At 65.1% G+C, this 14,329-nt stretch carries 11 protein-coding genes; 7 read left to right on the forward strand and 4 right to left on the reverse strand.

From position 1 onward, the window contains the following. Nucleotides 1-274 precede the first annotated feature (274 nt). The 4 genes from FHX60_RS22000 to FHX60_RS22015 form a co-directional block, all read right to left on the reverse strand. Nucleotides 275-1,423 carry a porin gene (locus FHX60_RS22000; protein ID WP_183284624.1) on the reverse strand — a complete coding sequence of 383 codons (1,149 nt, stop codon included), beginning with the start codon at nucleotides 1,421-1,423 and terminating at the stop codon, nucleotides 275-277. Nucleotides 1,424-1,942: 519 nt separating this feature from the next. Next, the gene (locus FHX60_RS22005) at nucleotides 1,943-2,551 is read right to left on the reverse strand and encodes a hypothetical protein (protein WP_183284625.1); all 609 of its coding nucleotides are present in this window, start codon (nucleotides 2,549-2,551) and stop codon (nucleotides 1,943-1,945) included. Nucleotides 2,552-2,633: 82 nt separating this feature from the next. After that, the gene (locus tag FHX60_RS22010; RefSeq protein ID WP_183284693.1) at nucleotides 2,634-3,758 is read right to left on the reverse strand and encodes a CaiB/BaiF CoA transferase family protein; all 1,125 of its coding nucleotides are present in this window, start codon (nucleotides 3,756-3,758) and stop codon (nucleotides 2,634-2,636) included. A gap of 269 nt (nucleotides 3,759-4,027) precedes the next feature. Continuing rightward, nucleotides 4,028-4,993 (reverse strand): tripartite tricarboxylate transporter substrate binding protein, encoded by a 966-nt coding sequence (locus tag FHX60_RS22015; protein WP_183284626.1) that lies wholly within the window; start codon nucleotides 4,991-4,993, stop codon nucleotides 4,028-4,030. 273 nt (nucleotides 4,994-5,266) lie between these two features. Here FHX60_RS22015 and FHX60_RS22020 point away from each other — a divergent pair, with 273 nt between their 5' ends. The 7 genes from FHX60_RS22020 to FHX60_RS22050 all read left to right on the forward strand — a co-directional run bounded on the left by FHX60_RS22020 (nucleotide 5,267) and on the right by FHX60_RS22050 (nucleotide 14,283). Beyond that, nucleotides 5,267-8,032 (forward strand): winged helix-turn-helix domain-containing protein, encoded by a 2,766-nt coding sequence (locus FHX60_RS22020; protein ID WP_183284627.1) that lies wholly within the window; start codon nucleotides 5,267-5,269, stop codon nucleotides 8,030-8,032. 355 nt (nucleotides 8,033-8,387) lie between these two features. Continuing rightward, nucleotides 8,388-9,524 carry an acyl-CoA dehydrogenase family protein gene (locus FHX60_RS22025; protein WP_183284628.1) on the forward strand — a complete coding sequence of 379 codons (1,137 nt, stop codon included), beginning with the start codon at nucleotides 8,388-8,390 and terminating at the stop codon, nucleotides 9,522-9,524. Nucleotides 9,525-9,556: 32 nt separating this feature from the next. Then, the gene (locus FHX60_RS22030) at nucleotides 9,557-10,750 is read left to right on the forward strand and encodes a lipid-transfer protein (protein ID WP_183284629.1); all 1,194 of its coding nucleotides are present in this window, start codon (nucleotides 9,557-9,559) and stop codon (nucleotides 10,748-10,750) included. Between the two features lie 74 nt (nucleotides 10,751-10,824). Further along, entirely contained in the window at nucleotides 10,825-11,268 is a 444-nt protein-coding gene (locus tag FHX60_RS22035; RefSeq protein WP_112776426.1) for a MaoC family dehydratase N-terminal domain-containing protein, read from the forward strand. 13 nt (nucleotides 11,269-11,281) lie between these two features. Beyond that, complete coding sequence (locus FHX60_RS22040; RefSeq protein WP_183284630.1) at nucleotides 11,282-11,701, forward strand: MaoC family dehydratase; 420 nt, start codon at nucleotides 11,282-11,284, stop codon at nucleotides 11,699-11,701. A gap of 77 nt (nucleotides 11,702-11,778) precedes the next feature. Further along, nucleotides 11,779-12,612 (forward strand): SDR family NAD(P)-dependent oxidoreductase, encoded by an 834-nt coding sequence (locus FHX60_RS22045; RefSeq protein ID WP_183284631.1) that lies wholly within the window; start codon nucleotides 11,779-11,781, stop codon nucleotides 12,610-12,612. A 117-nt stretch (nucleotides 12,613-12,729) separates the two neighbouring features. Further along, nucleotides 12,730-14,283: a long-chain-fatty-acid--CoA ligase gene (locus tag FHX60_RS22050; protein WP_183284632.1), complete on the forward strand. Its 1,554-nt coding sequence runs from the start codon at nucleotides 12,730-12,732 to the stop codon at nucleotides 14,281-14,283. Nucleotides 14,284-14,329: the final 46 nt, after the last annotated feature.

The raw sequence follows: 14,329 nt of genomic DNA on the forward strand, positions 1-14,329 counted from the left end.
TGTGTTCTCGCACGTTGTCATCCCCCCGGCTCGCGTGACGGCAATGCCAATGCCTGGGGACAAGTCTGGCGCGAATCAGGGCGGGGACCCCTACCCGAAGCGGGTGGTTCCGGTAGTGGCAGGGCGGCTGGCCGATGTGGGCAACCGGGGGAGCCCGTGAAGGTTGCCTTGATTCCCCGATAATGGGTGGCAAGTGCCTGGGGTCGGCAGATCGATGTCATCGTGTGGCTGCCGATACCGGCGGGCCGGTCGGCCTGCCGGTACCCGCGCGACCTCAGAAGATCTGCCTGATGCCTACCGTGACGCCCACCATGTTTTGCTGTCCGGCCATCGTCGGATACCTGAAGGCAAAGGCCGTGGCGCTGCTGTCGAAGCTCAGGCCGCCGTTGTGCGCATAACCGACGGACAGATAGACGTCGGTGCGCTTGCTGAAGTTGTAATCGGCAATGAAGCTGACCTGCTGCATATTGGCCGGATTGGCTTCGGGCCCGGTGGCGTTGGCACGCGCTGCCTTGACGTCGGCGTAGTAGTAGGCCAGCGACATCCCCAGCGCGGGCGTCGCCTGGTAGTTCACGCCCGCCCACCAGTAGTCATCGCGCAGCAGCGTGTTGCGGTTGGAGAATTCGCCCTTGTTGTAGCGGTAGCCCAGCGTGAACTTGAACGGGCCGGTGCGATAGAGTGCCGCGGCGCCCAGCTTGGTCATGGTGCCGGGCTGGCCGGTCACGGCGGCGGGGCGCCATACGTCGGCGGCAATCGACGCGCCAATGCCGTTGCTGCCAAGGTACATCAGAGAACCACCGTAGCCGATGTTGTCGCTGAAATGCCCGGGCACCTCGCCGGCACCTCCATTGGCCAGCAGGATGCTGGCATTCTGCACGGCCACCCCGGTGCCGAACGAGAAGTGCGTCGTCGCCTGCAGCGGCCCGAACTGGCCCGTGTACTTGACCATATTGTCTTCACGGTAGTTCAGGCCCATCCACCAGATGCCCGGCTCATACGTGGCCGCGAAGCGCATGGGCGCGAAATTGGCCATGCCGTCAAAGAACGATGTGTACTGGCGACCAAAGGTCAATTTGCCGAGGTCCTTGTTCTGCACGCCGATGAACGACTGGCGGTTGAAGAGGGGCACGCTCTGCAGCGCTCCGGTGTCCCACTGGAAGCCGCTTTCCAGCACGAACAAGGCCTGGTTGCCCGAGCCGAGGTCTTCTACGCCGCGCAGGCCCCAGCGCGATGCGGACAGGCCTCCTACGCTGGGCATGCCAAAGCGGCTGCCTCCCTGCGTTGGCGTCGCGGCCGACGCAGCCACCCGATTGACATACTCCACTGATCCGTCAATCACCCCATACAGCGTTACGCTCGTTTGTGCATGGGCCGCTATCGCGACGGGGGCGAATGCGGCCAGGGTAAGGAACTTCCGCTTCATGCTTGAGGGTCTCCATATCGTTTTAGGTATCCGACAGCCCGGTCTGAGGTCTCATTGCCCCGCCGGGGCTCGGTGCGCGTCCTGGCGGCTATGCGCTTGCAAGGGGATGCAGGCAGCAGTCCATGGCGCACGCTCAGTAGACCCCAGATGCGTGGAGAAGCGGGCCACTCCAAATGGCCAGCGTGTCGCATTTGCACACTACCCATCCGTACTGACCCTTGCTTGATCTGGCTTGCACGTTGCGGATCATTGACGTTGCCGAAAATGGCAGCGATCGATGCTCGTTCTCCGGCGCAGCCGGGAACGTCAGTCTGCGTTAGCGCCGCCCCTCTCCCGCAAGCGGAAGAGGGGAGCAAACCAGCGGGAGAGAAAAGCCTTGGGGCTGGGCCGCGACAACGGGTGCGAGCGCAGCGAGGCACTCTGTGCCCGAGCCCAAGACCTGAGATAGGGAGCGCGCGCAGCGCAGCCTCGCCGGAATGGCCCGCCCCAAGGAAGGGCGATGTGCCGGCGTTCTGGTTGTCAGCGTTTCAACGGCGCCAGCGGGTGCGTCGGCGGTGCGGCATCAAGCGGCACGCATGACACGACGGACCAGACGGCAAAGTGCTCGGACGGCGGCACCCGCCGCACCCATCGGGTATGGCACGCGCCGCACCGATACCATGACGCTGTCCGTGATCGCTTTGTCGGCTCGCTATCGAAGCCATCCTCCTGCAATCTCGCATGCGGGGAGAATCGCCTGACGTCATGCCTCAGCTCGTCGCACCGCTCGCACAGTTGGCGCGAGGTGGCGCCCGGCGCGCCGCGGGCCGGGACCGGACCGGTGGCGCTTCCCCGGCCGAAGACAGGCATGCGGGTCCAGCGCTTGACGCTTGCCCAGTACAGAGCGCGCAGGGCGCGGTCCGTCGTTTTCAGGGCGGTCTGGCGGACCAGCTCGAGATGGTGCTGCTGGATCATCCCGTGCTCGGCCGCGCACGCCAGGCAGACCAGTTGCCGGCGTCCGCTTGCCTGCCGGATCCATTGATCCAGCAAGTGCGCGCGCTGTGCCGCTGCGTCGCCCAGGCCGGGCATGGCATTGCGCTCCAGCGCGAGTTCGACTTCGGCGCGCACGGCGCGGACCTCGGCAATCAAGGCGGATAGCCTCGGTTGCAGCCGTCCGGCGCGCGCTGGACCCGCTTCGGATCGCGTTTCCATGCCTTGCCAGCGTAGCGTGTCAGTCTGCGCGCGCAGCTCGCCAGACCTGGCTGGCATTGCCACTGCCAAGGGTGGCGGTGATCTCGCCGGTATGCTGGCCGCGTTTCGGAATCCGGCCCGCCGACCGGGCCTTGCCGTCGAATCGCGGTGCCGGGGTGGCTTGCAACTGGCCATCGCGCTCGAAGTACACGCCGCGTGCGACGTTGTGCGGATGCTGTGCCGCTTCCTGCGGACTCAGTACCGGCCCGAAGCAGACATCGGTGTTTTCCAGCAGCGCGCACCATTCGGCGCGCGTCTTGCTGGCAAACAGCTCGGTAAAGTGGCGGTGCAGTTCCGGCCAGTGCCTGCGGTCCCATTGCCGGGCAAAACGCGGGTCCGCCGCCACGCCCAGCTTCTGTAGCAGCAACGCATAGAACTGAGGCTCGATCGATCCCAACGTGACGAAGTGCCCGTCGGCGCAGCGGTAGGTCGCATAGAAGTGCGAGCTGTCGTGGATATTCTGCCCGCGCGCGCCGGTCACGAAGCCCTTCTTGCCGGTGGCGAGCAGCAGTTGCAGCATATGCGCCGAGCCATCGACGATGGCGGCATCCACGACGGTGCCCTTGCCGGTTGCGCGTGCATTCAGGATGCCGGACAGCACGCCCACCGCCAGGTAAAGCGCGCCGCCGCCGATATCGCCAACCAGCGTGATGGCCGAAGAGGGCGGTTCAGCCGGGCTGCCGTTATAGAAGAGTGCGCCAGACAGCGCAATGTAGTTGTTGTCATGGCCGGCGGCTTGCGCCATCGGACCGGACTGGCCCCAGCCGGTCATGCGCCCATACACCAGTCGCGGATTGCGCCGGTGGCACACATCGGGGCCCAGCCCCAGCCGTTCCATCACGCCCGGGCGCATGCCCTCGATCAGCGCGTCGGCGTCTTCGATCAGGCGCAGCACCAGTTCGCGGCCTTCGGCCGTTTTCAGGTCGGCAACCACCGAACGCTTGCCGCGATTGAGTACGCTGCCCTCGGCCAGCGCCGCGGCGGCCTCGTCCGGGACAGTGCGCTCCACCGCAATGACGTCTGCACCGAGGTCCGCAAGGTGCATGGCGCAAAACGGACCGGGCCCGATCCCGCAAATTTCCACGATCTTGATACCAGACAGCATGATGGGTTCACTTCTCCAAGGTTGGGCCGCTCGCACGCTGGTGTACCGGGCTTTGACGGCAAGGCGACAGACCAGCCAAGCGTAGCTGCGGGCATGTGCCTGCCGGCCTACCCGCATCGGGTAGGTGGGCGATGCAGGCGTCGTCTCGGGGGATGCAGCAGTGGACGGCAGCACTTCGCGCTGCCGCGCGGGCAAGCCGGGGGACCGGCGCCTCGCCGCATGGCGGGTGCTGCCCCCAATGCGGTGTGCTGCCAGCCTGGACGGAGGACTCAGTCGAGCCGGGCGCCGGTCAGCTGGACGAGCCGCTGCTGCACCGGGTACATGGCCTCATAGCTCGCCAGTGCCTGCTTGCCGCTGTTGCCGATCGGCTCCAGGCCGATGCCGCGCATGCGGCTGCGCATGGCATCGGTCCCGATCGCAGCACGCGCTGCCTGCTCCAGCCGGTCGACGATCGGGGCAGGCGTCGCCGCAGGCACCATCATCACCAGCTTGCCAGTCGGCTGCATTTCCGGATCGGGCAGACCGGCTTCGGCCAGGGTCGGCACGTTGGGCAAGACAGGCAGACGGTGTTCGGAAGTCACCGCCAGCACGCGCAATTTTCCTGAGTCGATAAAGGGCTTGGCTCCGAAGGCTGAAATGAATGCCATGTCGAGCTGACCGCCCACCAGATCCTGGATCATCGGGGCTTCGCCCTTATAGGCGACATGGGTAAAGTCCGCCTTGCGGGTTCGCGCAAGATGGGCGCTGGCCAGGTGGCCAAAGGAACCGATGCCCCACGAGCCCACGTTCGTCCTGTTGCGCGCCGACCAGTCAAGCAGTGCCCTCACGCTGTTCACCGGCACGCGCGGATTGACCACCAGCAGGACCGAAGCGCTGCAGACCTCAGTAACGAAGGCAAGGTCCTTGCGGGTGTCATAGGGCAGTCGGGCATACAGGAACTGGTTATTGAGAATGGCCTGTGTTGGAGTCAGTAGCACGGTATACCCGTCGGCCGGGGCCTTGGCGCCTGCATTTGTGCCGATCATGCCGGATGCGCCGGGGCGGTTCTCGACGATGATGGGCTGACCCAGGCGCTTGCTCATGTCTTCGGCGAGCGCCCGCGACACGATGTCTGTGGCGCCTCCTGCGGAGAACGGCAGGATGAAGGTGATGGGACGGCTGGGATATGGCGATTGCGCCGACGCCACCTGGGTTATCAGGGTCAGCGCGAGCAGGCAAGTCCATCGCTTAAGCATGACTGTGGTCTCCTTGTTGGAGCGGGTCTCGGCCCGCTTCATGTGTGGCCATGGCCCTTGGTGGGCCTCAAGACATCCGGCAATCCCGCGGCCGGAAGGACGCGGTGGTTGCCATTTATGTACTAATCATGCATGTTGTGCCCGGTGGCCCGGCCCACCCGAAAAGTGTGGGGGCGCAGCGGCGGGTGCTGTTGTATACCCACGACCCTATAATGTCTTGTTCCCAACGAGCAGTGCGGTTGCCTAGGGTGCCGTACCGGTCGCAACCGAAACATGTCTTCGTATCATCCGATGCCGTTGTCCAATGCTTCGACGCGAAACTTCGAGCCCATCGCCGGCACCAAGCTGGTACCGCCGCGCCCGGCTCGCAGGCCCTTGGCGCGCGAGGCGCTGGCCGCACGGTTGCTCGAGGCACGGCATCAGCGTTGCGTGATCGTCCAGGGACCGGCCGGCTGTGGCAAGACGTCATCCCTGGTGTCGTGGCGACAGGAGTTGGTTGCGCTGGGCTTCGGCGTTGCCTGGCTGTCGCTGGCCGAAGAGGACAATGAACCCGCGCGCTTCTTCGATTGCATGCTGGCCAGCATCGCCATGGTCGACGCCGACATCGTGCGCGACGCCGCTGATGTCATCGGCGATGGCAGCGATGCCTCGGCTGTGGAGCATTGGGTCGTCACCCTGATCGAGGCCATCGCCAGCCAGCCGCGGGACCTGGTGCTGGTGCTCGACGACCTCCACCACATCCAAGACGCGGTCATCTGGCAAGCCTTGCAATGGCTGATTGACTATGCCCCGCCTCACTTGCACCTGGTGCTGTGCTCGCGTGGCCAGCTGGCGCTGTCGCTCGCTCGCCTGCATTCGCAAGGCCTGGTTACCACCTTCGACCTGCGTGACTTGCGCTTCAGCCGTGAGGAGTCGGATCGATATCTGCACGAGCAGCTCGGCGAAATCAATCCGCGCGATGCCCGGCGTCTGTACCAACTGACCGACGGGTGGATCGCCGGCCTGCAGCTGTTCGCGCTCGACATCAAAGCCAAGCGCGGCGCCAGCTTTTTCCCCATGGTGCTGCGTGAAGCGGGCGCCTTTGCCGACTATTTCGAGCGCGAGGTCTTGCGTCGGCTCGATGCGGCTGACCAGGCGCTGCTCAGCAGCGTATCGATCTGCAGCCGTTTCTGCGCACCGCTGTGCGCAACGCTGATGGGCGAGCCGCATGCAGTGGCGCGCATGACCACGCGGCTCGTGCGCCTCGACAGCAGCAACCTGTTTATCATCCAGGTCAGTGGCAATGACCGTGAGATCTGGTATCGCCTGCATCCGCTGTTGCGTGAAGTGCTGCTGGCGCGCGTGTCGGCCATGCCGGCAGAGCAACAGCGCGCGCTGCATGCCGCGGCCTGGCGTTGGTTCGATCAGCGCGGGCAGGTCGAAGAGGCGGTCCGTCATGCGGTGCTCGCGGGCGAGGACAGTGCGGCGGCAGATGCAATCGACTGCTGCGCCCCGGAATTGCTGGCGCGCGGCGACTACAGCCTGCTTTCCGGCCTGTTGCGCCCTTTCCCGGCCGGGCAGATCGCGTCGCGTTTCTTTCTGCAGTTGATCCAGGCCCACGTCAATCTGCGCTCGCGCAAGCTCGATGCGGTGGTGCAGGCGCTTGCGCCGCTGGAGGCGAAGGCTGCCGCGCTGGGCGAGCGTGAGCGCTACGCGGTGCTGCTGCTGCGGGGTGGTCTGGCGCTGATGCAGGACGATATCGGCGCGGCGGCCGCCTTGCTGCCGCAGATGGAAGTCCTGCCTGCCGGTGCAGACGATTTCATGATTTCCGGGCGCGGCAACGTGATGGGCTGGGTCTATATGCACCGCGGCGAGTACGAGCGGGCGCGCCGGGTGTTTGCGGATGGCAGCCTGCAGGGCGGTGCCACGCAGGGCGGCCTGATCGGAAGATGCCTGTCCGGACTCAGCCTGTCCATCGAAGGCAAGATCCAGCTGGCCGAGCCGGTGCTGCGCCAGGTCCTGCAAGATGCCGAGCAACTGGGCAGCGCGTATGCGGGCGTCGCGCACATGGCGGCGGTCCTGCTGAGCGAGACATTCTACGAGCTGAACGAGATCGATGCGGTCTGCGAGCTGCTGCAGAAGCGGATCGTGCAGCTGGAAGCGGTCTCGGTGCCGGATGCCGTGCTGCGTGCGTTGTTGATGCTCGCCATGTCGCACCGGGTCGCGGGGCGGCGCCTGGAGGCAGCGGCTTATCTTGACCGTCTCGAAGACTACGCCGTGCGACATCGCCTTGACCGCCTGCTGGTCATGGCGCTCCATGTTCGCTCGCGCTGGCAGTTGCGGGATGGCGAAACCGACCTGGCCGAGACGTCCATCGATCGTGCGCTGGCGCTGGCCGAAGCCAATGCGGTCCGCAGTTCCGGCTGGGAAATCGGTGTGTACGCGCAGCTCTCCAGGATCGGGTTATGCCTGCATCGCCACGACTATGACGGCGCCATGACACGGTTGCAGCCGATGCTGGCCAGCGCAGAGCTGCTTACACGAAGGCGGCACATTGCCGTTGTGCACATGCAATGTGCCGTGGCCGAGCACGGGCGCGGCAATGTGCCGGGCGCGCGCAAGCACCTGTGCGAAGCCCTGCGCCTCGGCCAGCGGCTCGGGCTGGTGCGCAGCCTGCTGGACGCCGCTGCGGGTGGACAGCGGCTGATGCGCGCCATGCTGGACGAGCAGGCGCTTGACCTGGTGCTCGCCTTCTATGCGAAACGCTTGCTGGAAGCGTCGCAGCGATGGCGTACCCGGGCGGCGCCGCTCGAAACTGCGCGCCGCACGGCACCGATCAAGGCCCTGAGCGAGCGCGAGGCCGAGGTGTTGACGCTGATCTCGCAGGCGATGTCGAACAAGATGGTGGCGCGCACACTGGCGGTTTCGCCAGAGACGGTCAAGTGGCATCTGAAGAACATCTACATCAAGCTGGGCGTGACCGGCCGGGACGAAGCCGTGGCCCTGCTGCGCGATCTGGCCGCGGACGAGCCAGGGGCCAGGCCAACCCGCCCCCGCTGAGACCCTTAAATTCCCGCCTTGCCTTGCCTGACACCGGGCTGACGCGAGCACGCGTCGGTTGACGGACCACGACCGCCTCCGTGCCCGGTGCGGCGCTCTCACCACTGAGTTCCTGGACCACCACATGGCCGGTGCCGTATCGCCATCGCTGGCGACCGCACCGGCTTTTTTCCATCCGACCCCATGCCATGGCGGCGGGCAGCGTGCGCAGAGGGTAGCGAGCGCCGCATCGCGACGACTACCCATATCGGGGAGGGGTGGTGGGGGGTGCCACGACGCATCATCTGTTCGTCATGGGCCGGCCGCCATGCGCCGCCCGGCTCGCCCGGCCAACATCGAACAAGGAGAAGCCTTCGTGGAAGTCGTCCGCAGTGTCTATCGTGAAGATCACGAGCAGTTTCGCGCCACGGTGCGCCGCTTTCTGGAGCGAGAATGTTTGCCGCGCCAGGAACAATGGCTGGCCGATGGCATCGTTGACCGCGAAACCTGGCTCAAGGCCGGGCGCGAGGGCCTGCTGTGCACGGCACTGCCGGCCGAGTACGGCGGTGGTGGCGGCGATTTCGGCCACGCGGCCGTGATCGCCGAGGAAATGGCCTATACCGGCGTCAGCGTTTCGTTCGGGCTGCACTCGGACATCGTCGCTCCTTATATCGCCCGTCTGGGCACCGAGGCGCAGAAGCAGCGCTGGCTGCCCGGGGTGTGCGCCGGCGAGACCATCCTGGCCGTCGCCATCACCGAACCCGGCGGCGGCTCCGACGTCAAGGCTTGCCGCACCACGGCCGTCCGCGACGGCGACGAATGGGTCATCAATGGCAGCAAGACCTTCATCTCCAACGGCTTCATCTCCGACATGGTGATGGTGGTGTGCAAAACCGACCCCGCGGCCGGTGCCAAGGGCGTAAGCCTGATCATGGTCGAGACCGACCGCGCAGGCTTCCGCCGCGGCCGCAAGCTGCAGAAGGTCGGCATGCACTCGCAAGATACCGCCGAGCTGTTCTTCGACAACGTGCGCGTGCCGGCCGATAACCTGCTGGGCGAGGTCAACAAAGGCTTTGGCTACCTAATGCACGACCTGGCGCAGGAGCGTTTCATCGTCGCTGTGATGGCAGCCGCCAAGCTTGAGCGCCTGCTGGAACAGACCCTCGAGTACGTAAAGGACCGAAAGGCCTTCGGCGGCACGATATGGGACTTCCAGAACAGCAAGTTCAAGCTGGCCGACGTCAAGGCCAACGCGGTCGCACTGCGCACCATGGTGGACTACTACCTGGGCAAACACATCAGCCGCGGCCTGTCGGGCGAGGAAGCCGCCATTGCCAAGCTGCATGCCACCGAGGTGCTGTGGAAATGCCTGGACGACATGGTCCAGCTGCATGGCGGTTACGGCTACATGCTGGAGTACCCGATTGCCCGCGCCTTTGTCGACATGCGCATTGCGCGCGTCTACGGGGGCTCCAATGAAGTGATGCGCGACATCATCACGCGCAAGATGTAGTGCCGAAGAATTCAGCCAGGAGACAACAGCAAATGTCCAAGCATGTGGTGGTAGCCGGGGTCGGCATGATCCCGTTCAAGAAGCCGGGCCAGAGCGACTCGTACGCAGTGATGGGCGCCACGGCGGCCAGGCTGGCGCTGGAAGACGCGGGGTTGCCGTACGACCAGATCCAGCAGGCCTACGTCGGCTATGTCTACGGCGACTCGACCTGCGGCCAGGCCGCGCTGTACAAGATTGGCGTGACCGGCATTCCCGTGGTCAACGTCAACAACAATTGCTCGACCGGCTCCAGCGCGCTGTTCCTGGCTCGCCAGGCGGTGGAAAGCGGCGCGGTGGAATGCGCGCTGGCGCTGGGCTTCGAGTTCATGCAGCCGGGTGCGCTTGGTAGCAAGTGGACCGACCGCGAGGGCGCCCTGGATCAGTTCACCAGCATCGCCAATCCCATGGTGAGCGATGCCGTCGAAGCCGGCGTGCCGCGTGCGCTGACGCTGTTCGGTGGTGCGGGCCGCGAACACATGCAGAAGTACGGCACCAAGCTCGAAACCTTCGCCAAGATCCGCGCCAAGGCCAGCCGGCATGCCGCCAACAATCCACTGGCCGTCTTCCGCGACGTGGTCACGCCGGACGACGTGATGAACGAAAAGGTGATGTGGCCCGGGGTGATGACGCGCTCGATGGCTTGTCCGCCTACCTGTGGTGCCGCTGCCGCGGTCGTCTGCACCGAAGCCTTTGCGAAGAAGCACAACTTGCGCGTCGATGTGCGCATCCTGGCGCAGTCGATGACCACCGACGTGCCGGAAAGCTTCGATCCGCCGTCGATGATCCGTCTGGTTGGCTTCCACATGGCCGAGAAGGGCGCAAGGGCCGTCTATGAGCAGGCGGGCGTCAGCCCATCCGACATCCAGGTCTGCGAACTGCACGATTGCTTCGCCCACAACGAATTGCTGACCTACGAATCGCTGGGGTTCGCCAGGGTGGGCGAAGCCGAGAAGATGGTCGAGGACGGCGACAACACCTACGGCGGCAAGGTCGTGATCAACCCGTCTGGCGGCCTGCTGTCGAAGGGCCATCCGCTGGGAGCGACCGGTCTGGCGCAATGCTATGAACTCACGCATCAACTGCGCGGCACTGCCGAGAAGCGCCAGGTCGAAGGCGTTCAGCTTGCCTTGCAGCACAACCTGGGCCTGGGCGGCGCCTGCGTGGTGACCCTGTACGGCCGCGGCTGACAAGCTGCACCGAAGCGGCGAGGCGGGGCCTGCGCGCCTCATCGCCGCACCCATTTGAACGAGGAGACACAGACATGGCAGACAAGAGCATGATCGGGCTCGGGCTGGGTAAGGGCTCGATCGAAGTTGAGAAGGGGCGCCTGCGTTTCTTCGCCAAGGCGATCGGCGAGACCAACGCGATCTACTTCGACGAGGCGGCCGCGCGCGATGCCGGGCATCGCGCCCTGCCGGTTCCGCCGACGTTCCTGATGTGCCTGAACAGCGATGTGTCGGCCGGGGTGGACCGCATGGGCCTGCTCAAGCTGGACCTGGCCCGCATCCTGCACGCGGAGCAGGCCTTTGACTACCACCGCATGGCATATCAGGGCGACACGCTGCATTTCGAAACAACGCTGACGGACGTGTATGACAAGAAGGGCGGCGCGCTGCATTTCGTGGTCACCACCACGCGCGTGACCAACCAGCATGGCGAGCATGTGGCCGATATGCGCGGCACGCTCGTGGAACGCCGTGGCTAAGGAGACAACAGAGATGCAATCCCCCCGCTTCAATGACATCAAGGTCGGCGACAAGCTGCCGGCGCTGGTCCTTCCTGCCATCAACCGCACCACGCTGGCACTGTACTGCGGCGCTTCCGGTGACCACAACCCGATCCACATCGACATCGACTTCGCCCGCAAGGCGCGCATGCCGGACGTTTTTGCGCACGGCATGTTGTCGGCAGCCTACCTGGGCCGCCTGTTGACCGGATGGGTGCCACAGGCGCAGCTGCGCAATGTATCGATCCGTTTCACCGGCATCACCCATCTGGGCAACCAGCCGACGTGCACCGGCGAGGTGACCGAGAAGTTCGAAGAGAACGGCGAGCAGCGCGTGAAGGTGGCGATCCGATGCGCGAATCAGTACGGCGAAGACAAGCTCGTCGGCGAAGCCATTGTTGCGCTGGACTAAGCCATCCCGCATATCGAATGAAATCCGCAGGCGGTACCTGGACGGCCGCTGCATTGAACAGAGACAGGAGCAGACAAATGAGCAAACTCGCAGGCAAGTCAGCCATCGTCACCGGCTCGGGCCGTGGCATCGGCCGTGAAGTGGCCCTGAAGCTGGCCGCTGAAGGCGCACGTGTGGTCGTCAATGATCTCGATGCCGAACCGGCACAGGAAGTGGTCGAGCTGATCCGCTCGCAGGGCGGCGAGGCCGTAGCCTGTACCGGCAGCGTGACCGCACCGGACTTTGCCGACCGCCTGGTCAAGACCACCGTCGACAATTTCAAGGGCATCGACATCATCGTCAACAATGCCGGCTACACCTGGGACAATGTCATCCAGAAGATGACCGACGAGCAGTGGTACGCCATCATCGACTGCCACCTGACGGCACCGTTCCGCATCCTGCGTGCGGCCCAGCCGGTCATCAGCGCCGCCGCGAAGGCAGAGGCAGCCGAAGGACGCGAAGTGTTCCGCAAGATCGTGAACATCTCATCCGGTGCAGCTGGCGGCAATGCCGGTCAGTCGAACTATTCCGCTGCCAAGGCGGGCATCCTGGGCATGACCAAGACGCTGGCGAAAGAGTGGGGACGCCTGAAGGTCAACGTCAATGCCGTGGCGTTCGGCCTGATCGAGACGCGCCTGACGCAGGCCCTGGCCGGTGACCAGAGCAAGAGTGTCAATATCGAAGGCCGCGAGATCAAGGTGGGCGTGCAACAGGCCATGCTGGACGGTGCCAGCCGCATGATCGCGCTTGGCCGGCCCGGCAAGGCCGAAGAGGCCGCCGGCGCCGTGTACCTGCTGTGCACGCCGGAGTCCAACTTCCTGTCCGGCCAGGTCCTGTACTGTGGCGGCGGTCCTGGCGCAAACTTCTGAGGTAGCGTGCGGCCCGTGCCTTGCCCGCCGTTGGCGGGGAGGGCATTCTCGCTCACCGAAGCGGCCCGGAAAGAGGCCGTCCCTCCGCACTTGCGGAGATAACGTGGAGACATCGACATGTATATGACACAGGGACTGCACCGCTCGATCCAGCAGCGGCCGGCCAAGGCCGCTGTGCGATGCAACGGGCGCAGCCTGAGCTACACCGAACTTGGGGCGCGCGTGGCGAGACTGGCTGGCGCACTGCGCAAGCTGGGCGTGGCCGACGGCGAGCGCGTGGCGATGCTCTCGCTCAACTCGGTGAGGTATATCGAGTATTACATGGCGGTGCCGTGGGCCGGCGCCGTGCTGAATCCGGTCAATTTCCGCTGGAGCGCGGCCGAGATCCTGTATTCACTGAACGATTCAGCCAGCTCCGTGCTGATCGTCGATGACCCGTTCACCGCCGTTGCACGGCAGGTGGCGGCAGACTGCCCGACGCTGCGCCATGTGATCTATGCCGGCGATGGCGAAACGCCCGCTGGCATGCTGAACTATGAAAGCCTGATCGCCGACAGCGAACCCGTGGAAGATGCCTACCGGCATGGCGACGATCTTGCCGGCATCTTCTACACCGGCGGCACCACGGGCTTCCCGAAGGGGGTGATGCTCAGCCACACCAACCTGATCTCTTCGGCCTGCAACCAGCCCATGTCCGGAACGATGGACGAGGCGGTGGTGATGTTGCATGTCATGCCGATGTTCCACCTCGCCTGCTTCGCATCCATCAATGGTGTCTTCCTGGTGGGCGGCACGCATGTGCCGATGTCCGCGTACGAGCCGGGACGGATGATGGAGGTCATCGCGCAGGAACAGGTGACTTCCGTGCTGCTGGCTCCCACCATGATCCAGATGGGGCTGGACTGGCTGGAAGCGAACCCGCAGCGTGCCGCCGAACTGGATGTGTCGTCGCTGACGAGCCTGCGCTACGGCGCTTCGCCGATGACGCCCGCATTGCTGGCGCGCACGCGGCAGACCTTTCCGGGCGTGACCTTCGCGCAAGGCTATGGCATGACCGAACTGGCCCCGGTGGCGACCTTGCTGGGCCCGGAATACCACAACGAGGCAGCGCAGGCGAGCGGCAAAATGCATTCTGTGGGCCGTCCGACGCATACCGTGGAAGTCAAGGTGGTCGACCCGGAGGGACGCGAGGTGCCACGCGGGACCGTGGGGGAGATTATCGTGCGCGGCCCCAACGTCATGCTCGGCTACTGGAACCAGCCTGAAGCGACCGCCGAGGCGATCCGCAACGGCTGGATGCATACCGGTGATGGCGGTTACATGGATGAAGACGGTTTCTTGTTCCTGGTCGACCGCCTCAAGGACATGATCATCAGCGGCGGCGAAAACGTCTATTCCGCCGAGGTGGAGAAGGCCCTGGCCAGCCATCCGGCGGTGGCGCAGTCAGCGGTGATCGGCGTACCGCACGAAAAGTGGGGCGAGTCGGTGCACGCGGTGATCGTGCTGAAGCCGGGGGCCAGCACCACGCTGGAATCGGTCCAGGCCCACTGCCGCGAACGGATTGCCGGCTACAAGATACCGCGCAGCGTCGAGTTCGCGGAAGCACTGCCGATGTCCAGCGTTGGCAAGGTCCTCAAGAACGACCTTCGCCGCCGTTATCGGAAGGCATAGTTCCGACGGGTCTTTCCCCCGCTCCCCTGATCTCTACAGCGGAACA

Origin of the sequence: Cupriavidus alkaliphilus (assembly GCF_014191175.1) — a bacterium.
In the GTDB taxonomy this organism is placed as follows: Bacteria; Pseudomonadota; Gammaproteobacteria; order Burkholderiales; family Burkholderiaceae; genus Cupriavidus; species Cupriavidus alkaliphilus.